The 18,803-nt window shown below is 29.1% G+C and carries 18 protein-coding genes; 2 read left to right on the top strand and 16 right to left on the bottom strand.

What is annotated here, in order from left to right; genetic code table 11:
- Nucleotide 1 precedes the first annotated feature (1 nt).
- The 13 genes from smc to fabF form a co-directional block, all read right to left on the bottom strand.
- Nucleotides 2-3,559, bottom strand: a complete 3,558-nt coding sequence (gene smc / locus KQI77_RS10985; protein ID WP_216390474.1) for a chromosome segregation protein SMC — start codon at nucleotides 3,557-3,559, stop codon at nucleotides 2-4.
- Nucleotides 3,560-3,577: 18 nt separating this feature from the next.
- Complete coding sequence (locus tag KQI77_RS10980) at nucleotides 3,578-3,670, bottom strand: DUF4044 domain-containing protein (protein WP_216390473.1); 93 nt, start codon at nucleotides 3,668-3,670, stop codon at nucleotides 3,578-3,580.
- 252 nt (nucleotides 3,671-3,922) lie between these two features.
- A complete protein-coding gene (locus KQI77_RS10975) occupies nucleotides 3,923-4,885 on the bottom strand; it encodes an elongator complex protein 3 (protein WP_216390619.1) in 963 nt (320 codons plus the stop codon).
- A gap of 34 nt (nucleotides 4,886-4,919) precedes the next feature.
- A complete protein-coding gene (gene rnc / locus KQI77_RS10970) occupies nucleotides 4,920-5,621 on the bottom strand; it encodes a ribonuclease III (protein ID WP_216390472.1) in 702 nt (233 codons plus the stop codon).
- 192 nt (nucleotides 5,622-5,813) lie between these two features.
- On the bottom strand, nucleotides 5,814-6,044 hold the full coding sequence (acpP, locus tag KQI77_RS10965) for an acyl carrier protein (RefSeq protein ID WP_216390471.1): 231 nt from the start codon (nucleotides 6,042-6,044) through the stop codon (nucleotides 5,814-5,816).
- An 82-nt stretch (nucleotides 6,045-6,126) separates the two neighbouring features.
- On the bottom strand, nucleotides 6,127-7,116 hold the full coding sequence (plsX, locus tag KQI77_RS10960; protein ID WP_216390470.1) for a phosphate acyltransferase PlsX: 990 nt from the start codon (nucleotides 7,114-7,116) through the stop codon (nucleotides 6,127-6,129).
- Nucleotides 7,117-7,288: 172 nt separating this feature from the next.
- Nucleotides 7,289-7,471 (bottom strand): 50S ribosomal protein L32, encoded by a 183-nt coding sequence (gene rpmF, locus KQI77_RS10955; protein ID WP_216390469.1) that lies wholly within the window; start codon nucleotides 7,469-7,471, stop codon nucleotides 7,289-7,291.
- A gap of 2 nt (nucleotides 7,472-7,473) precedes the next feature.
- Nucleotides 7,474-7,980, bottom strand: a complete 507-nt coding sequence (locus tag KQI77_RS10950; protein ID WP_216390468.1) for a DUF177 domain-containing protein — start codon at nucleotides 7,978-7,980, stop codon at nucleotides 7,474-7,476.
- A gap of 99 nt (nucleotides 7,981-8,079) precedes the next feature.
- Nucleotides 8,080-9,273 (bottom strand): acetate/propionate family kinase, encoded by a 1,194-nt coding sequence (locus tag KQI77_RS10945; RefSeq protein WP_216390467.1) that lies wholly within the window; start codon nucleotides 9,271-9,273, stop codon nucleotides 8,080-8,082.
- Nucleotides 9,274-9,331: 58 nt separating this feature from the next.
- The gene (gene pta / locus KQI77_RS10940; protein WP_216390466.1) at nucleotides 9,332-10,336 is read right to left on the bottom strand and encodes a phosphate acetyltransferase; all 1,005 of its coding nucleotides are present in this window, start codon (nucleotides 10,334-10,336) and stop codon (nucleotides 9,332-9,334) included.
- A gap of 824 nt (nucleotides 10,337-11,160) precedes the next feature.
- Nucleotides 11,161-12,813, bottom strand: a complete 1,653-nt coding sequence (locus tag KQI77_RS10935; protein WP_216390465.1) for an AMP-binding protein — start codon at nucleotides 12,811-12,813, stop codon at nucleotides 11,161-11,163.
- Between the two features lie 31 nt (nucleotides 12,814-12,844).
- Complete coding sequence (locus tag KQI77_RS10930; protein WP_216390464.1) at nucleotides 12,845-13,267, bottom strand: thioesterase family protein; 423 nt, start codon at nucleotides 13,265-13,267, stop codon at nucleotides 12,845-12,847.
- A 12-nt stretch (nucleotides 13,268-13,279) separates the two neighbouring features.
- Nucleotides 13,280-14,506 carry a beta-ketoacyl-ACP synthase II gene (fabF, locus tag KQI77_RS10925; protein WP_216390463.1) on the bottom strand — a complete coding sequence of 409 codons (1,227 nt, stop codon included), beginning with the start codon at nucleotides 14,504-14,506 and terminating at the stop codon, nucleotides 13,280-13,282.
- A 264-nt stretch (nucleotides 14,507-14,770) separates the two neighbouring features.
- Between fabF and KQI77_RS10920 the strand changes: the two genes are divergently transcribed.
- Both KQI77_RS10920 and ylbJ read left to right on the top strand, forming a co-directional pair.
- A complete protein-coding gene (locus KQI77_RS10920) occupies nucleotides 14,771-15,976 on the top strand; it encodes a nucleotidyltransferase (protein WP_216390462.1) in 1,206 nt (401 codons plus the stop codon).
- A 75-nt stretch (nucleotides 15,977-16,051) separates the two neighbouring features.
- On the top strand, nucleotides 16,052-17,215 hold the full coding sequence (gene ylbJ / locus KQI77_RS10915; protein ID WP_216390461.1) for a sporulation integral membrane protein YlbJ: 1,164 nt from the start codon (nucleotides 16,052-16,054) through the stop codon (nucleotides 17,213-17,215).
- On the opposite strand, the gene KQI77_RS10910 is transcribed toward ylbJ, so the two are convergent.
- Genes KQI77_RS10910 through rsmD form a run of 3 tightly spaced genes read right to left on the bottom strand, consistent with a single transcriptional unit; the run spans nucleotide 17,195 to nucleotide 18,799 of the window.
- A complete protein-coding gene (locus KQI77_RS10910) occupies nucleotides 17,195-17,746 on the bottom strand; it encodes an ATPase (RefSeq protein WP_216390460.1) in 552 nt (183 codons plus the stop codon). The genes ylbJ and KQI77_RS10910 overlap by 21 nt on opposite strands.
- A gap of 14 nt (nucleotides 17,747-17,760) precedes the next feature.
- Nucleotides 17,761-18,240 (bottom strand): pantetheine-phosphate adenylyltransferase, encoded by a 480-nt coding sequence (gene coaD / locus KQI77_RS10905; protein ID WP_216390459.1) that lies wholly within the window; start codon nucleotides 18,238-18,240, stop codon nucleotides 17,761-17,763.
- Nucleotides 18,241-18,250: 10 nt separating this feature from the next.
- Nucleotides 18,251-18,799, bottom strand: coding sequence for a 16S rRNA (guanine(966)-N(2))-methyltransferase RsmD (gene rsmD / locus KQI77_RS10900; RefSeq protein WP_216390458.1), 549 nt, complete (start codon nucleotides 18,797-18,799; stop codon nucleotides 18,251-18,253).
- Nucleotides 18,800-18,803: the final 4 nt, after the last annotated feature.

Genomic DNA, 18,803 nt, shown 5'->3' with positions numbered 1-18,803 from the left:
CCTAATTATTAGTTAAATCTACTGATACTACTTTAGAAACACCTTTTTCTTCCATAGTAACACCATACATAACATCACTAGCTTCCATAGTTCCTTTTCTGTGTGTTATTACTATAAATTGTATATTGTTTGAAAAAGCCTTTAAAAATTCTGCATATCTAAATACATTTGCATCATCTAACGCAGCTTCTATTTCATCTAAGATACAAAATGGTGTAGGTTTCATCTTAAGAATTGCAAATAATAATGCAATTGCCGATAAAACTTTTTCTCCACCAGACATTAAATTTATATTTTGAAGTTTCTTACCTGGTGGTTCAACATTAATATCAATAGTAGCAGTTAATTCATCGCCTTCTCCTAATATAAGTTCTGCATTTCCACCTTTAAATAATTCTTTAAAAGTTTCTTTGAAATTTTCATTTAAAATAGCAAAATTTTCTTTAAACATCTCTCTCATATTAAGAGTTAACTCTTCTATAACAGCTATAAGTTCTGCTTTAGCTTTCTCTAAATCTTGTTCTTGGGTGAACATAAATTCATATTTTTCTTTTACTTCTTCATATTCTGATATAGCAGCCAGATTTACATTACCTAATGCTGTAATTCTACCTTTTAATCTACTTATTTCATCTTTGTATCTAGAAGTATCTTCTACTTCTACAGCTATTTCTAAAGCTTCAGCATGAGTTAATTCTAATTCTTCGTTAAGCTTAGTATATTGGTTTTCTCTCTCCATTTCTACCTTTGCTTTTTGGATTTCTTTTTTATTAAGATCTCCTTCGTCTTTATTTATTATTTCACTCATTTCACTTATAATTGTTTCTTTTTGATTTTGTTCTTCTTTTAACTTAGCTTTATTAACCTCGTCATCCTTAAACAATATCTCAAGTTCTTTTAATCTGTTTTGTTCTTTTTCTATATCAAGTTTATTATTTATTATGTTTTTATTAAAAGATTCTATACTTCTAGAATTGTCATTATTTTCTTCTTGCAATATTTTAGACTTTTCTATGTATTCATCTATTTCATTGCCTTTTCTGAATACTTCTCCTAGATCTTTAGTTATAACTTCATCAAATGCAGCTTTTTTAACTTTTAATTCAGTTAATTTTTCTCTTATTTCTTGAAGGTTATTTTTCTTGTTTTGAAGTTCATTTTCAAATTCAATTGTTTTATCTTTGCTTTGAACATTCTCACCTTCTAATGTTTCTAATTCTGCTTGCTTCATCTTATAACTATTTTTTAATCTTTCTATATCCATAGTATTTTTTTGAAGTTCATTCCTATAATTATCTGCAGCTTTATTTAATCTATCATATTCATTTTTTAGAGAAGACATTTCACTTTCACTTTTAGTTTTTTCTATTCCTAGAGAATGAATCAAATCTCTATCATTTAAAACTTCTTCATCTAATTTTCTTATATTTTGTTTTTCTTCTTCTAATTTAGCAATTAACTCACTATATTTTTTCTTTTTCTCTTCTAGAGATATCCCAAGTTCTTCTATTTCTCTTTTTCTTCCTAGAATATTAGTAAATTTCTTAGCAATACTACCACCAGTAAGGGCTCCTCCTGGTGCTATTATTTCTCCAGACAAAGTAACTATCCTATAAGAGTTACGGCCTTTTCTTGATATAACCAAAGCTGTATCCATATCTCTTGCAACTATAGTTCTTCCAAGAACATTATTCATAGCCACTTCATACTTTGAATCATATTCTATAATTTCCGAAGCTATACCAATATAGCCTTCTGATTCCTTTATATTAGAATCTAATTTAAGTTTATTTCCTGTGATTGTATTAAGTGGTAAGAATGTAGCTCTTCCCATATTGTTTCTCTTAAGATAATTAATAAGGTCTTTTGCTATTTTTTCATTTTCTGTAATAACATTGGATATACCAGCTCCAAGAGCAATCTCTATAGCTGTTTCATATTCTTTTGATACCTTAAAAATCTCTCCTAATACTTTTGTACCACCAGCATAAGGTGTTCTATTTTGTGATATATGCTCCATAAGTGTTTTTACTGAACGGTTATACCCTTCATAATGTTTTTCCAAATTAGATAGTATATTTTTATTAGCCTCTAATTCGTTTATCTCTTTTGATAATTTTCTACCTTCATTATCTAATCTAGTAACACTTCCTTGCATATTAGCTATCTTTTTTTTCTTTTCTACTATGCTTGTTTCAACCGTTGAAATTTTATTCTTATAATCACTTATTTTTTCTTTTAATCCTTCAGCTGTTGCAATATTAATCTTAACATTTCCTTCTGTTGTCATTAAAGATACCTTTAATGTATCTTCTTTTTCTGTTTTTTGTTTTATATCATTCTCAATTAAAGCAATAGAATTTTTAATATCTGCATGACCTTTTAATATTTCAAATTGATCTTCTTTTAAGTTTTTTATCTTTTGCTCTAATTTGATACTCTCAGTTTCTATATTTTCTATACTTTCTTCTAACGAACCAATTTCTTGTTGTTGTAATTTTTGACTGCTTTGTTTCTTTTCTAATTCTTCTTCTAATAAATTCTTTTCTACAATCAAATTCTCGCTTTTATTTTTAAGTAAATTGATTTCACTAGTATTTTTTTCTATTATACTATTTGCATTTTTTATTCTTTCTTGAATAAGCAAAATTTCATTAGAAAGCTCTGATATATGTTCTTTTTTTTGATAATACTCATTTTTATTTTTTGAATTTTTTCTTTCTAATTCATCTATATTATTTTTTATATCACTTAGGATTTGCTTTTCTTCTAATAATTTTGCTTTTTGCTCATTTAACTTTTCTTGTCTTTTATCTACTTCTTCATTAAATACTTTTAATTCTTCTTCTATCACTTTTATAAAATGAACAGCTAAAGATACTTCTTTAACCTTTAATTCAGAAGATATCTCTCTATATTTTAATGCTTTTTCTCTTTCTATTCTTAAAGGTTCTAGCCTTTCTTCATATGTAGATATTATATCTCTAATTCTAACTAAGTTATTGTCTGTATTAGATAATTTTCTCTCAGCCTCTTCTTTTCTAGACTTATACTTAACTATTCCTGCTGCTTCTTCTAGAAGTGCTCTTCTTTCCTCTGGTTTACCACTTAATATAGCCTCTATCTTACCTTGCCCTATTAGTGAATATCCTTCTTTACCTATACCAGTATCCATAAATAATTGAGTTATATCTTTAAGTCTACATTTAGTACCATTTATTAAATATTCAGTTTCTCCTGATCTAAATATTCTTCTAGTTACAGTTACTTCATTATATTCTGTCTGAAGTGATCCATCTTCATTATCTAAAGTTAATGATACTTGTGCCAAACCTACAGGTTTTCTATACTGAGTTCCAGCAAAAATTACATCTTCCATTTTGCCACCTCTAAGAGTCTTTACACTTTGTTCTCCTAGAACCCATCTTACAGAATCTGATATATTACTTTTTCCACTTCCATTCGGTCCAACAACCGCAGTTACACCTTTCTTAAACTTTAATTCCGTCTTATCCGCAAAGGATTTAAAGCCTCTTATCTCTAATGATTTTAAAAACAAACCGTCTCCTCCTTGTCCTTAGAATATAACTGGAATCAATGATAATATCATCATAACAACTAAAAATATAGCCATAGCTATTTGCATTTTATTTCTAGTGCTCTTTTTCATAGTACAATTGCCGTTACTGAAAACTTATAATAATCTTTTTTCAGCTTTTATAATGTTACTTGTTTTACAGTAACTCTCTCCTTTCTTATTTTTTATATATTTTCTTGATATCTTACGCTGTAACCTGCGTTTCTTTTTCTCTAACTTTTTTATATTTTGAGTCTTATTTATATTTTTATATGGTTTATCAATAAGAGTATATCACAAATAAAATGATATTTTTATATATTGTTTTCAACCATTAAAAGCCTCCTAATTTATTTTTAATTTTCCTCTTTGTAAGCTTTCATCATATTTCACTGTTACCTTATAACCTTCTTCTATAAGTTTCTTAAAATACATTTTTTTATTAGCATATAACTTACTTATATCCTTAGGATTAATGTATATAGTACCATTTTTAGTTTCAAATAATCTTTCTCTTATAATATCTGCAAAAAGACTTCCTTCTACTAATTCTCTAAATGCTGGATGAAAAGGTCCTGCAACAACATCTTTACCTTCTGCTATTGTTTCTGTAGGTTGAAGACCTATTCTTATAACTTTAACTCCATGTTCTTCATATAGCTTTAAAAGATCTTTAGATATATCTACAGCCTTCTCTAATGAATATGGAATATATTCATTTCTCCTATACATCTTTTCCATAGGAGTATCTTTTATAACTAGGGCTGGATATATCCTAGCTATATCAGGATTTAACTTTATAGACTCCTTCACAGAATAGATATCTCTCTCGTATGTATCTTTCGGAAGTCCAATCATTATCTGATGTCCTAAAGTAAACCCATATTTCTTTATAAGGTTAGAAGCATAAGTAACCACTTCTACATTATGCCCTCTTCCACTATATAGTAAAACCTCTTCATCTAATGACTGTATTCCTAGTTCTATCACATCTACTAAATATTCTTGTAAATAACTTAAAATATAATCATTTATTGCATCTGGTCTTGTAGACATATGAATCATATCTATCAATCCCTTTTCTTTGTACTCCTTAGCAACTTCTAATAATTCTCTTTGTTTTTTTTCTTCAATTGCTGTAAAAGTTCCTCCAAAAAAAGATAATTCTATAGTAGCATCTCTATTCATAGTTTCTAAATATTCGTCTATTATCTTTCTAACTTTTGTAGCATCTACCTTTTCTTCTTCAGAAATTCCTGTAATTCTATCTTGATTACAGAAAACACATTGATGTGGGCATCCTTCCATCGGTACAAATACAGGTATTATATAATGCTGTTTCTTACTCACTATCTATAACTCCCATCTCTTCTAAGGCTGTTTTAGCCGCATTTTGTTCTGCTGCTTTTTTACTATGTCCTACTCCTTTTCCTTTTAACACTCCATTTACAGATAAATCAACATAAAATTCACGTCTATGTGGTGGTCCTTCTAATTTTACCACTTCGTATTTTATATCTACCTCACCATCTTGTTGTAAATATTCTTGCAATTCAGTTTTAAAGTCTAATACAATCTTATTATTAATAGCTTTTATAATTATATCCTTAAACCTATCTAATATAAATTCCTTAGCTACTTCCATCCCTTTATCTAAATATATGGCTGCAATTACTGCTTCTACTGCGTCAGCTTGTATTGAAACTCTCTCTCTCCCACCAGTCATTTCTTCGCCTTTACTCATTCTTATATTTTTAGATAAATGTAAGTTTCTAGATACAACATATAGAGAATTTTCACATACAATTAAACTTCTAAGTTTAGTTAGCTCTCCTTCCGCCTTATCCGGATACTTTTTATACAAATATTCAGTTATTGTAAGTTGAAGAACAGAATCTCCCAAGAATTCAAGTCTTTCATTATATTCTACATCTCTTACTTGTTTAGCATAAGAACTATGAGTCAACGCTGTTTTTATCAGTTCAGGATTTGCAAATTCAATGTTCAAACTATTCTCTACTTCTTTAAGATTAAACCTTACCATAAATATTATTCTCTCCTCTTAGGTTTATTCTTCAACCTTCTCCTAAATACTAGCCCTATTTAAGAAGATTCAAGAATAAACTAATTTTTTATTTCAAACTCGATTTATTTAATTTTACCACACGGAAAACATTTTTGCTTATTTTTTTATATTTTTCTAAAAAACAAAATCCCGCATTAGCGCGGGATTAAATTATTCCTCATGATTTGCTTTTACATAATTAACAACGTCTCCAACTGTTTTGAAGTTTTCAACATCTTCATCAGGAATCTCCATGTCTAATTCATCTTCTAATGCCATTATAAGTTCAACAATATCTAATGAATCAGCATTTAAATCGTCTATAAATGATGATTCTAAAGTAATTTCATCAGCATCAACACTTAATTTGTCTGCTATTATTTCTTTTATCTTTTCAAACACAATTCTTCACCTCCCGTTACCTTCCATCTATGATAATATTATATCTGTAATTATTCGTCAATATAAGTTACAAATATTTTTACTAATTAATTTCAGATTTTATCTTTTCTAACACGTCTTTTTCGGTAAATTCCTTTGCTTGTCTTATAGCATTCTTAAATGCTTTTCCATCTGAACTACCATGTGCCTTAATACAAACACCATTAACCCCTAAAAACGGAGCTCCACCAACTTCTGTATAATCAAATCTCTTTTTAATCTTCTTAAATACAGGTGATAATAACTTGGCGCCTATCTTAGCTCCTAAAGATGATGACATAATCTCATCTTTCATAATTTTTAATAAGTTTGATGCTGTTCCTTCATACATTTTTAGCACTGTATTTCCAACAAACCCATCACACACCAAAACATTACAGTCACCATTAGATACATCTCTCGGCTCCACATTACCTATAAATGCCTTTTCTTGATCTTTTAATAGTTTATGAGCAGCTTTAGTTAATTCATTACCTTTTTCTTCTTCAGCACCAATATTAATAAGTCCCACAGAAGTATTTGCATTATCAAACATAATCTCATAATATGTTCTTCCCATCATAGCAAATTGTACAAGATATTGAGGTTTGCAATCCACATTAGAACCTGCATCTACAACCATAAACTGCCCATTTTTTCCTGGCATTATTGGTGCTAATGCTGGTCTCTCTATTCCTTTTATCCTGCCTACAATCAAAGTACATCCAGCTAAAAACGCTCCTGTACTACCGGCTGATATAATTGCATCACATTCTCCATCCTTAACTAAATTAAGTGCCTTCACTAGACTTGAGTCCTTTTTCTTTCTAATAGCCATAGTCGGATGCTCATTAGGTGATATTACCTCTGTTGTATTAATTATCTTTATTCTGTCTTTATCATATTCATATTTATTTAACTCTCGTTCTATTTCCGCTTCTGGGCCTGTTATATACATATCTATATCTTTATACTCATTAAGAGCCATTATAGTGCCTTCTACGACAGCTCTAGGTGCATTATCGCCACCCATACCATCTATAACTATTTTCATACAGTTAAAACCTCCCTTGTCAAACATTTTTATTTTTAAATGTTCTAAAATCTTGAAGAACACTTTTTCATTATACCATAACTAGAAATTATATTAATTATATTTTTTATATGTTTACATATAGAAAAAAGGCTATAACAACCATAAAAAGCTGCTATAGCCTTCTTAAATCTTATTCTTCAGTTGATACTACTTCTTTACCTTTGTAGTAACCACACTTCTTACATACTCTGTGAGCAAGTTTCATTTCATGACATTGTGGACATTCAACTATTCCTGCTACTTTTGCTTTGAATGTTTGAGCTCTTCTAGAGTCTCTCTTAGCTCTATAAGTTTTTCTTGCTGGATTTCCCATTATTACACCTCCTTGTCATTAAAGAACGCCTTCAAACCTGCTAGTCTTACATCTACATCAACATTTTCACACTTACATGTTTCATTGTTAAGATTAGCCCCACAAGTTTGGCACAATCCCTTGCAATCTTCCTTGCAAAGTCTTTTAATTGGTAAGGATGAAATTATTGCATTTTCAACAATTTCTGTGACGTCAATGTCGTCACCATTTACATAAATAACATCTTCACTTTTGTTTCCGTCATTATTTGTAAACCTTTCTTCTATATCAATATCTATTGGATAGATAAAGGTATCTAAGCATCTTGAGCACTGTAATTCAAGCTCTGTTTTTATGTTGGCTTCAAGAACTATTATATCATTATCTAAAGATACAATACCTTGAACCTTAACCTTATCTGCAAATTTTATCTTCTCACCGTCAAAAAAGAAGTAATCATCTACAAATTCTAAAGAAATATTCTTAGTTCTCTCTTTACGAGTTTTTATATCCGAAAAAACTATCTTCATAAAAACAACTCTTTAACGAGTCTTTTCACTCCTTAGCTTATAATATTTATTGAACAAACACGATTTATTATATAAATTCTACAACAAAAAGTCAAGATATTAATTTAATAATTCTAGTGTTTCTTTTGCAATCATTAACTCCTCATTAGTTGGAATGACATACACTGATACTTTTGATGAATCTTTTGATATTTTAGCTATTTCTCCATTTTGCATATTTCTTTCTTCATCTAATTCAATTCCAAGATATTCAAGGCCTTGTAAACATTCTTTTCTTGTAATATCTGAATTTTCTCCAACTCCTGCTGTAAATACTATAGCATCAACACCATTCATTGCAGCTGTATATGCACCTATTTGCTTTTTAACTTCATACGCAAATAAATCCAAAGCTATTTTAGCACGTTTTTCACCTTTTACATAATTTGCTTCTTTTACATCTCTAAAGTCTGAGCTTACTCCTGATATTCCCAAAACTCCTGATTTTTTATTAAGCATTGTATTAACTTCTTCTGCTGAATAACCAAGTTCTTGTATTAAGTATAAAACTACTGATGGATCTATATCTCCACTTCTAGTACCCATTGCTATTCCTGCAAGAGGAGTAAAGCCCATTGTAGTATCTATAGACTTACCATTTTTTACAGCTGTAATACTTACACCATTTCCTAAATGACAAGTAATTATCTTTAAATCTTTTATATCTTTTCCCATTGTTTCAGCCACTTTATTAGATACATATTTATGGCTTGTACCATGGAAACCATATCTTCTTATTCCATACTTTTCATATAGTTCATATGGTATTGCATACATATAAGCTTCTTCTGGCATTGTTCCGTGGAATGCTGTATCAAAAACTACTGCCATTTTTGTATTTGGCATTAATGCCTTACAAGCTTTTATACCTACAATGTTTGGTGGATTGTGTAAAGGTGCTAATTTTACATAACTCTCTAAATCCTTCATTACTTCATCATCAACTAATACTGATTCTGAATATTTTTCTCCACCATGAACTACTCTATGTCCAACTGCTGATATTTCTGACATATCTGATATTACTCCATGTTCTTTATCAATTAATGCATCTAATACTAATTTGATAGCACACTTATGATCTTCCATAGGTGTTTCAATTACATATTTTTCTCCAGCTACTTTTTGAGTTAATATAGAACCTTCTATTCCTATTCTTTCAACTAACCCTTTAGCTAATACTTCTTCTGTCTCCATATTTATTAATTGATACTTTACTGATGAACTACCACAATTAATTACTAATATCTTCATATTGTCCCCCTTATTAAAAAAAATCTTAATCTATTGTATTATATATTTATAACAAATATTACTTTTCTACAGATTGAGCTTGAACTGCTGTTATAGCCACTACATTAACTATATCTTGAGAACTACATCCTCTTGACAAGTCATTAATAGGCTTTGCAAATCCTTGACATATTGGTCCTATAGCTGTAGCATTTGCAAATCTATGAACTAACTTATAACCTATATTTCCTGATTGTAAATCTGGGAATATTAATACATTTGCTTTTCCCGCCACTTTACTATTGGGAGCTTTTTGATCAGCAACTGACTTAACAATAGCTGCATCTAATTGAAGTTCTCCATCTATCAATAAGTCTGGTCTTTGTTCCCTAGCTTTTATTGTTGCATTTCTGACTTTTGTAACATTTTCATGATCTGCACTACCCATTGTTGAGAAAGAAAGCATGGCAACTTTAGGCTCAACTCCACATAAATTCTTACTTGTTTCAGCTGTTGCTATTGCAATTTCTACAAGTTGATCTTCTGTTGGATTAGGATTAACTGCACAATCTGCAAATAGTAGCGTACCATTATCGCCATAAGGACAATTATCCACATTTATTATAAAGAAACTAGATACAGTTGAAACACCTTTTGCAGTTTTAATTATTTGTAAACCAGGTCTTAATAAATCTCCTGTTGTATGAACAGCTCCTGATACCATACCATCTGCATCATCAAGTTTAACCATCATTGTCCCAAAATATAACGGATCTCTTACTATCTTTTCTGCTTTTCCAAGTGTTATACCTTTATTTTTTCTAAGTTCATAAAACGCTTCTATATATTTATTTAAATTCTCTGAAGTTTCAGGGTCTATTATTTCTACCCCTTCAAGAGATACTTTCAAATCTTCACTTTTCTTAATTATTTCTTCTTTATTTCCTATCAAAATAGGATAAGCATATCCATTTTTACATATTTGTTCTGCTGCTACTATCGTTCTTTCTTCATTTCCTTCAGGAAGTACAATTTTCTTTTTATTATTTTTAGCTGCTTGCAAAATTTTGCTCATTAATTCCATAATAAATCTCCTTTCAAGAACATTTTTTCTGTACAGATTGATTCAACTAACTCCTTATTATGTATTCATCTAATAATACTATACTCCTATGTAATATAGTTTTTCAACTACTTTCATCAAATTACAAACAAACTCATAATAGTTAAAAGATTGCAAATTGTCAGACTATTTAAACATTTTAAACTTTCTGTTAATTATAATTAAAATATAATAGTATTAGTTGCAGTAACCGATTGTTCCATACTAGTCTTACTAACCTTTAATTCTTCATGGTTATATTATTCTATATCTCCCTATAATTCTAACCTTAACAATAATGGTTACTTCCACTAATCTTATTATATTTTAATTATTTAAGCGTTATGGTTATTTTTAGTTTATCTATATTGTCAACAAGTACCTTAAGTCTTAAGTATTTCTAACTAAAAAAATATTGAATTAATCTTTTTTTGATTACTTATCTTTTCAGTTAATCAAATTATTGATTTAAGTAAATAGCATTTTTATAAAAAAATCCAATGTTATTTTTTTAACGTTAATATTATGATTTTCTTAATTAGTATCAATATTATTGCTTTGAATAAATCTTCATAATGAATTTTAGTATTTCTTATAATAAGAAAATAAAAATGCCGTGTAAAATGCTATACTGTCTGAGCTTTAGCGAGTTTATAGCATTTAGGCATCTTTACTTTTTTTATTATCTTTAGAAATACTTAATGAAATTATGCTATTTATGAAAACACATAATATTGATACTAATCATTTAGAAAACATAATTTTAATTATATCTAAATAACATTGGATTTTTCTATTATAAATAACTACTTATTTTCATGATTTGCTTTTAATTCTACACGTCTTATTTTTCCACTTATTGTCTTCGGCATTTCATCCACAAATTCAACTATCTGTATCCATTTATACGATGCTATTTTATTATTAACAAAATCTTTAATTTCATTTTCTAATTCTTTACTAGGTGTATATCCTTCTGCTAATTTTATACATGCCTTAATCGCTTGTCCTCTATTCTTATCAGGGACCCCTAGTATTGCACATTCAAGCACAGCTTTATGCTCTATAAGCTTATTCTCTATTTCAAAAGGTCCAACTCTGTAACCTCTAGTTTTAATTATATCATCTACCCTTCCTACATACCAGAAATAGCCATCTTCATCAATATATGCAGTATCTCCTGTATGATACACTCCACCACGCCATACGTTATCATACAATTCTTCATTGCCACAATATCCTATAAAGATTCCATGTTGTTTATCTCCATTCTCAGGCGGAACTATAACAACTTCTCCTACTTCATTTGCTTTACCAAATGTTCCATCACTCTTTAGTATTCTAACATCATACAATGGCGAAGCTTTTCCCATAGAACCTGGTTTAGGAGTAGTATTTGTAAAATTACCTAGTAAAAGTACAGTTTCTGTTTGTCCAAATGCTTCCATTATCTTATGACCACATTGTTCATATACTTTGTTAAATACTTCAGGATTTAACGCTTCTCCTGCTGTTTCTATGCACTTTAATGCTGATAAATCATATTTATCCATACCTTTTTTAATGAAATATCTATATACAGTTGGAGGGGCACAGAAAGTTGTTACTTTATATTTCTCTATAACTTCTAATAATCTACCAGGAACAAATGTGTTATAATCATATACCATTACTGCAGATCCACATAACCATTGTCCGTATATTTTTCCCCAAGAAGCTTTTCCCCAGCCTGTTTCAGATACTGTAAAATGTAAACCTCCATCTATTACATTTTGCCAATGTCTAGCTGTTATTATATGTGCTAATGTATAAGTATGATCATGCATTACTGCTTTAGGATAGCCTGTAGTTCCAGAAGTAAAATATATAAGCATAGGTTCTGAAGCCTTTGTTTCTATTCTCTCTAATTCTGAAGAAGCTTCTTCTACTTCTTTTGTAAAATCTACTGTTCCTTCTACTTGCTTTCTTACAGCAAATATTTTTTTAAGACTAGGACATATCTTTTGAGCTTCTAACATATGGGCTATTGTGCTACCTTCCGGAGTACATATTGCTGCCCTTATATCTGCAAGATTAATCCTATATTCTAAATCATCTATAGTTAAAAGATTAGTAGCTGGTATAAGTATAGCACCTAATTTATGAAGTGCTGGAGCAACATACCAGTACTCATAATTTCTCTTTAAAATAACTAAAACTTTATCTCCTTTTTTTATGCCGTTTTGTTTTAAAACGTTAACTACCTTATTACTTAATTCACTTATTTCTTTATAAGTAAATATTCTTTCTTCTCCTTCTGGGTTACACCATACAACTGCACGTTCATCTGGAACTTCTTTAGCTAATTCATCTACAACGTCATAACCAAAATTATAATTATCGTTATATTTTAGTTTAAAACTTTTTATAACATTATTTTCATCATATGTTTCTTCACAAAATTTTTTATATAATAACATTTTCCTCTCCCCTAATCCAGCTATAAATTTTTTACTTCTCTAGCAATTCTAAAAATCCTTCGTATATATCCGGATATTTTCTCTTTAAACTAAATGGTTTAAAGTTTTCATCCACAAAGCAGTGGCTAGTATGACCTATAGCTGCAATTTCATTTGTTTCTTTAAATCTTACTTCATAAGAGCATTCTAACTTTACTCCTGTAAATTTAGTTAATTTAGTATATATAACTACTTCATCATCAAATTTTACTGATTTTTTGTATTGTCCATATGCATCTAATACCGGAATTATTATATTTAACTCTTCTAATTTCTTACAATCTAATCCAACTTGTCTCATTAAATCTATTCTGGCTTCTTCAAAATATCTAATATAGTTAGAATGATGCACTATACCCATCTGATCAGTTTCATAATAATTCGCACGTCTAACATAAGGTTTTATTTCTACCATAATTCTACCTTCTTATCTTTCATATTTTCCTACTATAACACTAGAATTCTGTCCTCCGAATCCAAAAGCATTTGACATAGCAATCTTAATATCTGCTTTTTTTGCTTCTTTTGGTACAAAATCTATACCTGCACATTCCTCATCTACCTTTTCTAAATTCAAAGTAGGGGGAACTATTCCATCTTCTATTGCTTTTATACATGTTATAACTTCTGTTATTCCTCCGGCACCCATCATATGTCCAGTTGCTCCTTTAGTAGAGCTAACCATAGGAAGCTTATCAGCAAATACTTCTTTTATAGATTTTGATTCAGCTATATCACCTTTGCCTGTTGATGTACCATGAGCATTGACATAACCTATTTCTGAAGGAGATACATTAGCTTCTCTTATCGCTTGTTTCATACATGCAATTGCACCTTTACCTTCTGGATGTGGTGCAGTAACATGATATCCATCTTCTGTATTACCACAACCTAATAACTCTGCATATATATGTGCACCTCTCTTAAGAGCATGTTCTTCTGTCTCTAATATAAGTGCTCCACCACCTTCACCTATAACAAATCCATCTCTTCCCTCATCAAAAGGACGACTAGCTTCTTTAGGATTATCATTATTATGAGATAGCGCCTTAGCTCTAGAAAGACTATGAATAAAAATAGGACATATTGCAGATTCTCCTCCTACAACTAACATTGTGTCCGCTTTTCCAGCTTTTATACACATAGCAGCCATATTTATAGCATCTCCACCTGAAGAACAAGCAGTACTTACAGTAAAACATGGTCCATTAATATTATAGTTTATAGCAATATTGGCAGCTGTAACATTTCCTAGTATCTTAGGCACAAAACGAGGGCCTACCTTCTTAGGAGAAAACTTAGTAAGTTCTTCTTGTGTAAGTGCAATTGTAGATATTCCTCCCATTGCTGTACCTACTACTATACCAGTGTTATCTGGTTCAATGTCTAATTTACTCATCTTAAGTGCTTCTTCACTTGCAACATATGCATATTGCATAAATGCATCCATCTTTCTAACTAAGTCTTTAGACATATATTCTTCAGGCTTAAAATCCTTAACTTCTCCTGCAATCTTAACTGGCACTTCTTCTGTATCAAAAGACTTAATATAATCAATACCGCATTCTCCTTGTATTAAATTCTTCCAATACTCATCCACACCTATACCTATAGGTGTTACAGCTCCCATACCTGTAATAACAATCTTACTCATACATTAAAACTCCTTAAAATATATTTCATCATATTAACATTTTTACTTACCTCTACTATTGCAAATTATAACAAACTAGTAATTAAAGTGTCAAATAAACATTACTCGATTTTTGTAACTTATTAATACATTTATCCAATTTTATTGAATTTTATCTTTAAAAACACTATATTTTTTCAGAAAGCTCTTGCAAAATGTTCTATTTGATTATTTCTTAATTAACTCGTATAATGAATTATATTTTATATCTAAGGAGTTTTAATTATGAATATTACAGGAATTATCACAGAATATAATCCCTTTCATTTAGGACATAAATACCATCTAGAAAAGTCGAAGAAAGACACATCTTCGGATGGAACAATATGTATTATGAGCGGTAACTTCGTCCAACGTGGAGAACCAGCACTATTAGATAAGTTCAATCGTGCCGAAATTGCCGTTAGAAACGGTGTTGATTTAGTTATAGAACTACCACTTATATTTTCAGTATCTTCTGCCGAATTTTTTTCAAGTGGCGCTTGTAGAATATTAGACAAAACATCTGTTGTTAATAATCTATACTTTGGTAGCGAGCATGGTGATGTTGATGATTTATTAAACATAGCTAAAGTTTTAAATGCCGAAGATGCAACTTTCAATTCCTTATTGAAAAAAAAATTATCTTTAGGATTGCCTTTTTTTAAAGCAAGAGAAGAAACATTATATGAAATTATTCCAGGAATAAAAGAAAAAGATATTTTAAATAATTCAAATAACATATTAGCAATAGAATATATTAAAGCTTTAGAAAAGATAAACAGTAACATTAAACCTGTAACTTTAAAAAGATTAGGTTCTAATTACAACGATACTACAATTAATAATAATTTTGCATCGGCTACATCTATACGAAAAGCATTGTTATCTTCAAAAAACAATCTATCTTGTATCAAAGATATAGTACCTATTGAAACATATAATAAACTAAGCAATTTAGCTTTGAATAATTATAATTTTGTATATCCAGAAGATATCTTTCCATTTATAAAATACAAACTACTTACTGAAGGATTTAACCTTAAAAATATATTTGACGTTTCAGAAGGTTTAGATAATAAAATTTTAAAAGAGCTATCTTCTTCGTCTTCACTATCAGAATTAATTCTTCATACAAAAAGCAAAAGGTATTCATATACTAGAATAAGTAGATTGTTACTACAATTCTTTTTAGGATTTGAAAATTATAATATAGAAAAATTATTAAAAGATACTCCAGATTATATAAGGCCATTAGCCTTTAACGAAACTGGATGTAAAATATTAAAAGAAATAAAGAAAAAAAATAATATTCGAATTATTACAAAAGTTTCAAAAGAATATGATAATGATTATCTAAATATGGATATACTAGGTACTAAAGCTTATTCTATATTAAATAAAAGTATATCACCTTATGATGATTATATAAAAAGCCCAACGAAAATTTAAAATAAAGAAATCTAATTGTACAAGAATAAAATCACTTCTTACTAAAATATATTTAGATGTAAGGAGTGATTTTTTATGAGCATATTAATATTAACCTTTATAATTATAATCTTATCGATAATCCTTCTAAAATTATTACATATAAAAGGCAAGTATCTTATATGTTTTTTATTATCATTATTTATTTTATTATTTATAAAAAATATAACAGTTGCAATGAACGCTATAATATCAGGTTGTAAATTATGCTTTTATTCAATCTTTCCAACAATATTTCCATTTTCAGTGGTGTGTAATCTTCTCATAGCTTATGACGGAATTAATATGTATTCAAAAATAATAAGCCCTCTTATATGTAAACCTCTAAAACTATCTAAAAATTCTTCTTTTGCAATTGTAGCTAGTTTTGTATGCGGATATCCCTTAGGGGCAAAATACAGTTCTGACTTATATGAATTAGGTTATATAAATAGAAAAGAATACCTACGCCTTATTAACATTGCAACTAATTGTGGACCATTATTTATAATAGGTGCTATTTCTTCAGGTTTACTAAACAATCCAAAATATAGCTATATATTACTCATACCAAACTATATCGCTGTAATACTAATAGGCTTCCTAACTATAAATAATCATTCTATTTCCACAACGTCATCTTCTATTAACCCCAAAAATATAAACAATAACTTTGGTGAAAATTTCAAAAACTCCGTCACAAATGCTTTAACTACTGTTTTGACAGTATGTGGATTTATCATATTATTTTCTTGTATTATTGGTATAATAAAAAATAATGCTCATCTAAGCATTATTTTCCACCAATTAGAAGATATCTTAAATCTTCCACATAATATTTTAAGTTCTATTTTCTATGGATTAATCGAAATAACAAATGGTTGCTCTATTATAAGTAGTTTAGATATAAATATACATTTAAAACTTGCACTAATTAATTTTTTATGTTCATTCTCTGGGTTATCGATAATTTTTCAAAGTTATTCATTTTTAAGTAAATACAATGTATCATTTTTCAAATATACATTTCTTAAATTTGTGCAAGGAATAATTAGCTGTATATTAACCTATATTATTTCAATAAATTTCAACACACATATACCTGCAGCAACTATTTCAATAAATAAATCACCTTTACTTATATATATATTATTATTATTACTTCTAACAATACCACATATGCTATTTAGAATTAAATCTTTACTTTTCCATAACTCTTAATTCTTTTATATTTTCTTTTATGGTAGAGCCTACAACATTAAAGTTTTCATCAACTTGATGAGCTGCAAGTTCAAAACTTGCTTGAAGATTCTTAATAAGCTCTGCCTTCTTCTCTTCAATTTCTCTATCAAGTTCTGTAAGAACTTCATTAGAATAATCTCTTGAACCAAGTCTTATGGCTTTCGATTCTCTCTTAGCAGCTGCTAGAATTTCTTGTGCTCTAGCTTTTGCTTCTTTTACTACATCATGATTTTCTACATTTTGTCTCATCATATCTATAGTTTCTTGCTTTAAGCTTTCATATTCTTTTTTAGCTTCTTGTAATATTCTTTCTCTTTCAGCAACAATCCACTGAGCTTTTTTAAATTGGTCTGGAAGGTAATTTATTATTTGATCAATTACCTCTAAAATTTCTTTTTTATCCAACATGATCTTACCACTTATAGGTACTTTTGGAGAATTCTCTATAGTATCTTGAAGATATTCTAAAAGCTCAATAATATTTACGTCCATATTGTTATTTTTGGCCATCTCTCTCCCCCCAATTATTTTCGTAATTTATGAAATACCTCAGGTATTATTTCTTTTGGAACTAATCCTTCTATACATCCACCAAATTTAGCCACTTGTTTAACTGCTGACGAACTCACATAAGAATATTGTGCTGATGTCATCATAAACAAAGTCTCTATTGAATTGTCTAGTTTAGTATTCATAAGTGCCATCTGAAATTCATACTCAAAATCAGATATAGCTCTTAACCCTTTTAATATAACGCTTGCATTTTTTTTCTTCATATATTCTATTAAAAGACCATCGAAACTATCCACTTCGACATTTGGAATATCTTTTGTAACCCTCTTTATAAGTTCAACTCTTTCTGCAATATCAAATAAGCCTTTCTTCTCAACATTAACTAATACTGCAACAATAACTTTATCAAATGTTTTTGCTCCTCTAGTAATTATATCTAAATGTCCATTAGTTATTGGATCAAAACTTCCTGGATAAACAGCAACCTTCATTTTTTCCTCCTTAGTATTCATAGTAACACACTGTAGTATTGCCATATTTTTTGCTCTTTTTTAATTTTATACCCTCGTATCCTTGATATATGTCTTCTATACTATCTATCTTAGTTACTATTATACCATCTTCAGATAACATATTATTATCATATATAATCTTCATAGCTTCAGGAATCATCTCTCTACAATATGGTGGATCTATAAATATAACATCAAATTGTATATTCTTCTTAGCTAATTTCTTAAGAGCATCATAAGAATCCATATTCATAGCAGTACAAAAACTCTGAAATTTAAGATTTTTTATATTTTCTTGTAATAGCGGAAATGTTGTACTACTTTTATCTATCAAATAAACTTCACTTGCGCCCCTACTTGCAGCTTCTAATCCCAAACTACCAGTACCTGCAAAAACATCAATAACCTTTCCTTCAGGAATATGCATCTGAATAGAACTAAACATAGCTTCTTTCACTCTATCTAAAGTAGGTCTTGTCTCCATTGTAGTTGGAGAAAGAATTTTATGTCCTCTAGCTTTTCCTGCTATTATCCTCATTTTT

The sequence above is a fragment of the Clostridium sp. MSJ-8 genome (assembly GCF_018918325.1).
Lineage (GTDB): Bacteria > Bacillota > Clostridia > Clostridiales > Clostridiaceae > Clostridium.
Note: the sequence above shows the minus strand (reverse complement) of the source record. Positions and strands in the feature narration are given on the sequence as shown.

Coding starts and splice junctions, on each gene's coding strand:
- KQI77_RS10980 (WP_216390473.1), bottom strand. CDS start 3,670: ATGAAAAAGAGCACTAGAAATAAAATGCAAATAGCTATGGCTATATTT.
- KQI77_RS10975 (WP_216390619.1), bottom strand. CDS start 4,885: ATGGAAGGATGCCCACATCAATGTGTTTTCTGTAATCAAGATAGAATT.
- rnc (WP_216390472.1), bottom strand. CDS start 5,621: ATGGTAAGGTTTAATCTTAAAGAAGTAGAGAATAGTTTGAACATTGAA.
- plsX (WP_216390470.1), bottom strand. CDS start 7,116: ATGAAAATAGTTATAGATGGTATGGGTGGCGATAATGCACCTAGAGCT.
- rpmF (WP_216390469.1), bottom strand. CDS start 7,471: ATGGGAAATCCAGCAAGAAAAACTTATAGAGCTAAGAGAGACTCTAGA.
- KQI77_RS10950 (WP_216390468.1), bottom strand. CDS start 7,980: ATGAAGATAGTTTTTTCGGATATAAAAACTCGTAAAGAGAGAACTAAG.
- KQI77_RS10945 (WP_216390467.1), bottom strand. CDS start 9,273: ATGAAGATATTAGTAATTAATTGTGGTAGTTCATCAGTAAAGTATCAA.
- pta (WP_216390466.1), bottom strand. CDS start 10,336: ATGGAATTAATGAGCAAAATTTTGCAAGCAGCTAAAAATAATAAAAAG.
- KQI77_RS10935 (WP_216390465.1), bottom strand. CDS start 12,813: ATGTTATTATATAAAAAATTTTGTGAAGAAACATATGATGAAAATAAT.
- KQI77_RS10930 (WP_216390464.1), bottom strand. CDS start 13,267: ATGGTAGAAATAAAACCTTATGTTAGACGTGCGAATTATTATGAAACT.
- fabF (WP_216390463.1), bottom strand. CDS start 14,506: ATGAGTAAGATTGTTATTACAGGTATGGGAGCTGTAACACCTATAGGT.
- KQI77_RS10920 (WP_216390462.1), top strand. CDS start 14,771: ATGAATATTACAGGAATTATCACAGAATATAATCCCTTTCATTTAGGA.
- ylbJ (WP_216390461.1), top strand. CDS start 16,052: ATGAGCATATTAATATTAACCTTTATAATTATAATCTTATCGATAATC.
- KQI77_RS10910 (WP_216390460.1), bottom strand. CDS start 17,746: ATGGCCAAAAATAACAATATGGACGTAAATATTATTGAGCTTTTAGAA.
- coaD (WP_216390459.1), bottom strand. CDS start 18,240: ATGAAGGTTGCTGTTTATCCAGGAAGTTTTGATCCAATAACTAATGGA.
- rsmD (WP_216390458.1), bottom strand. CDS start 18,799: ATGAGGATAATAGCAGGAAAAGCTAGAGGACATAAAATTCTTTCTCCA.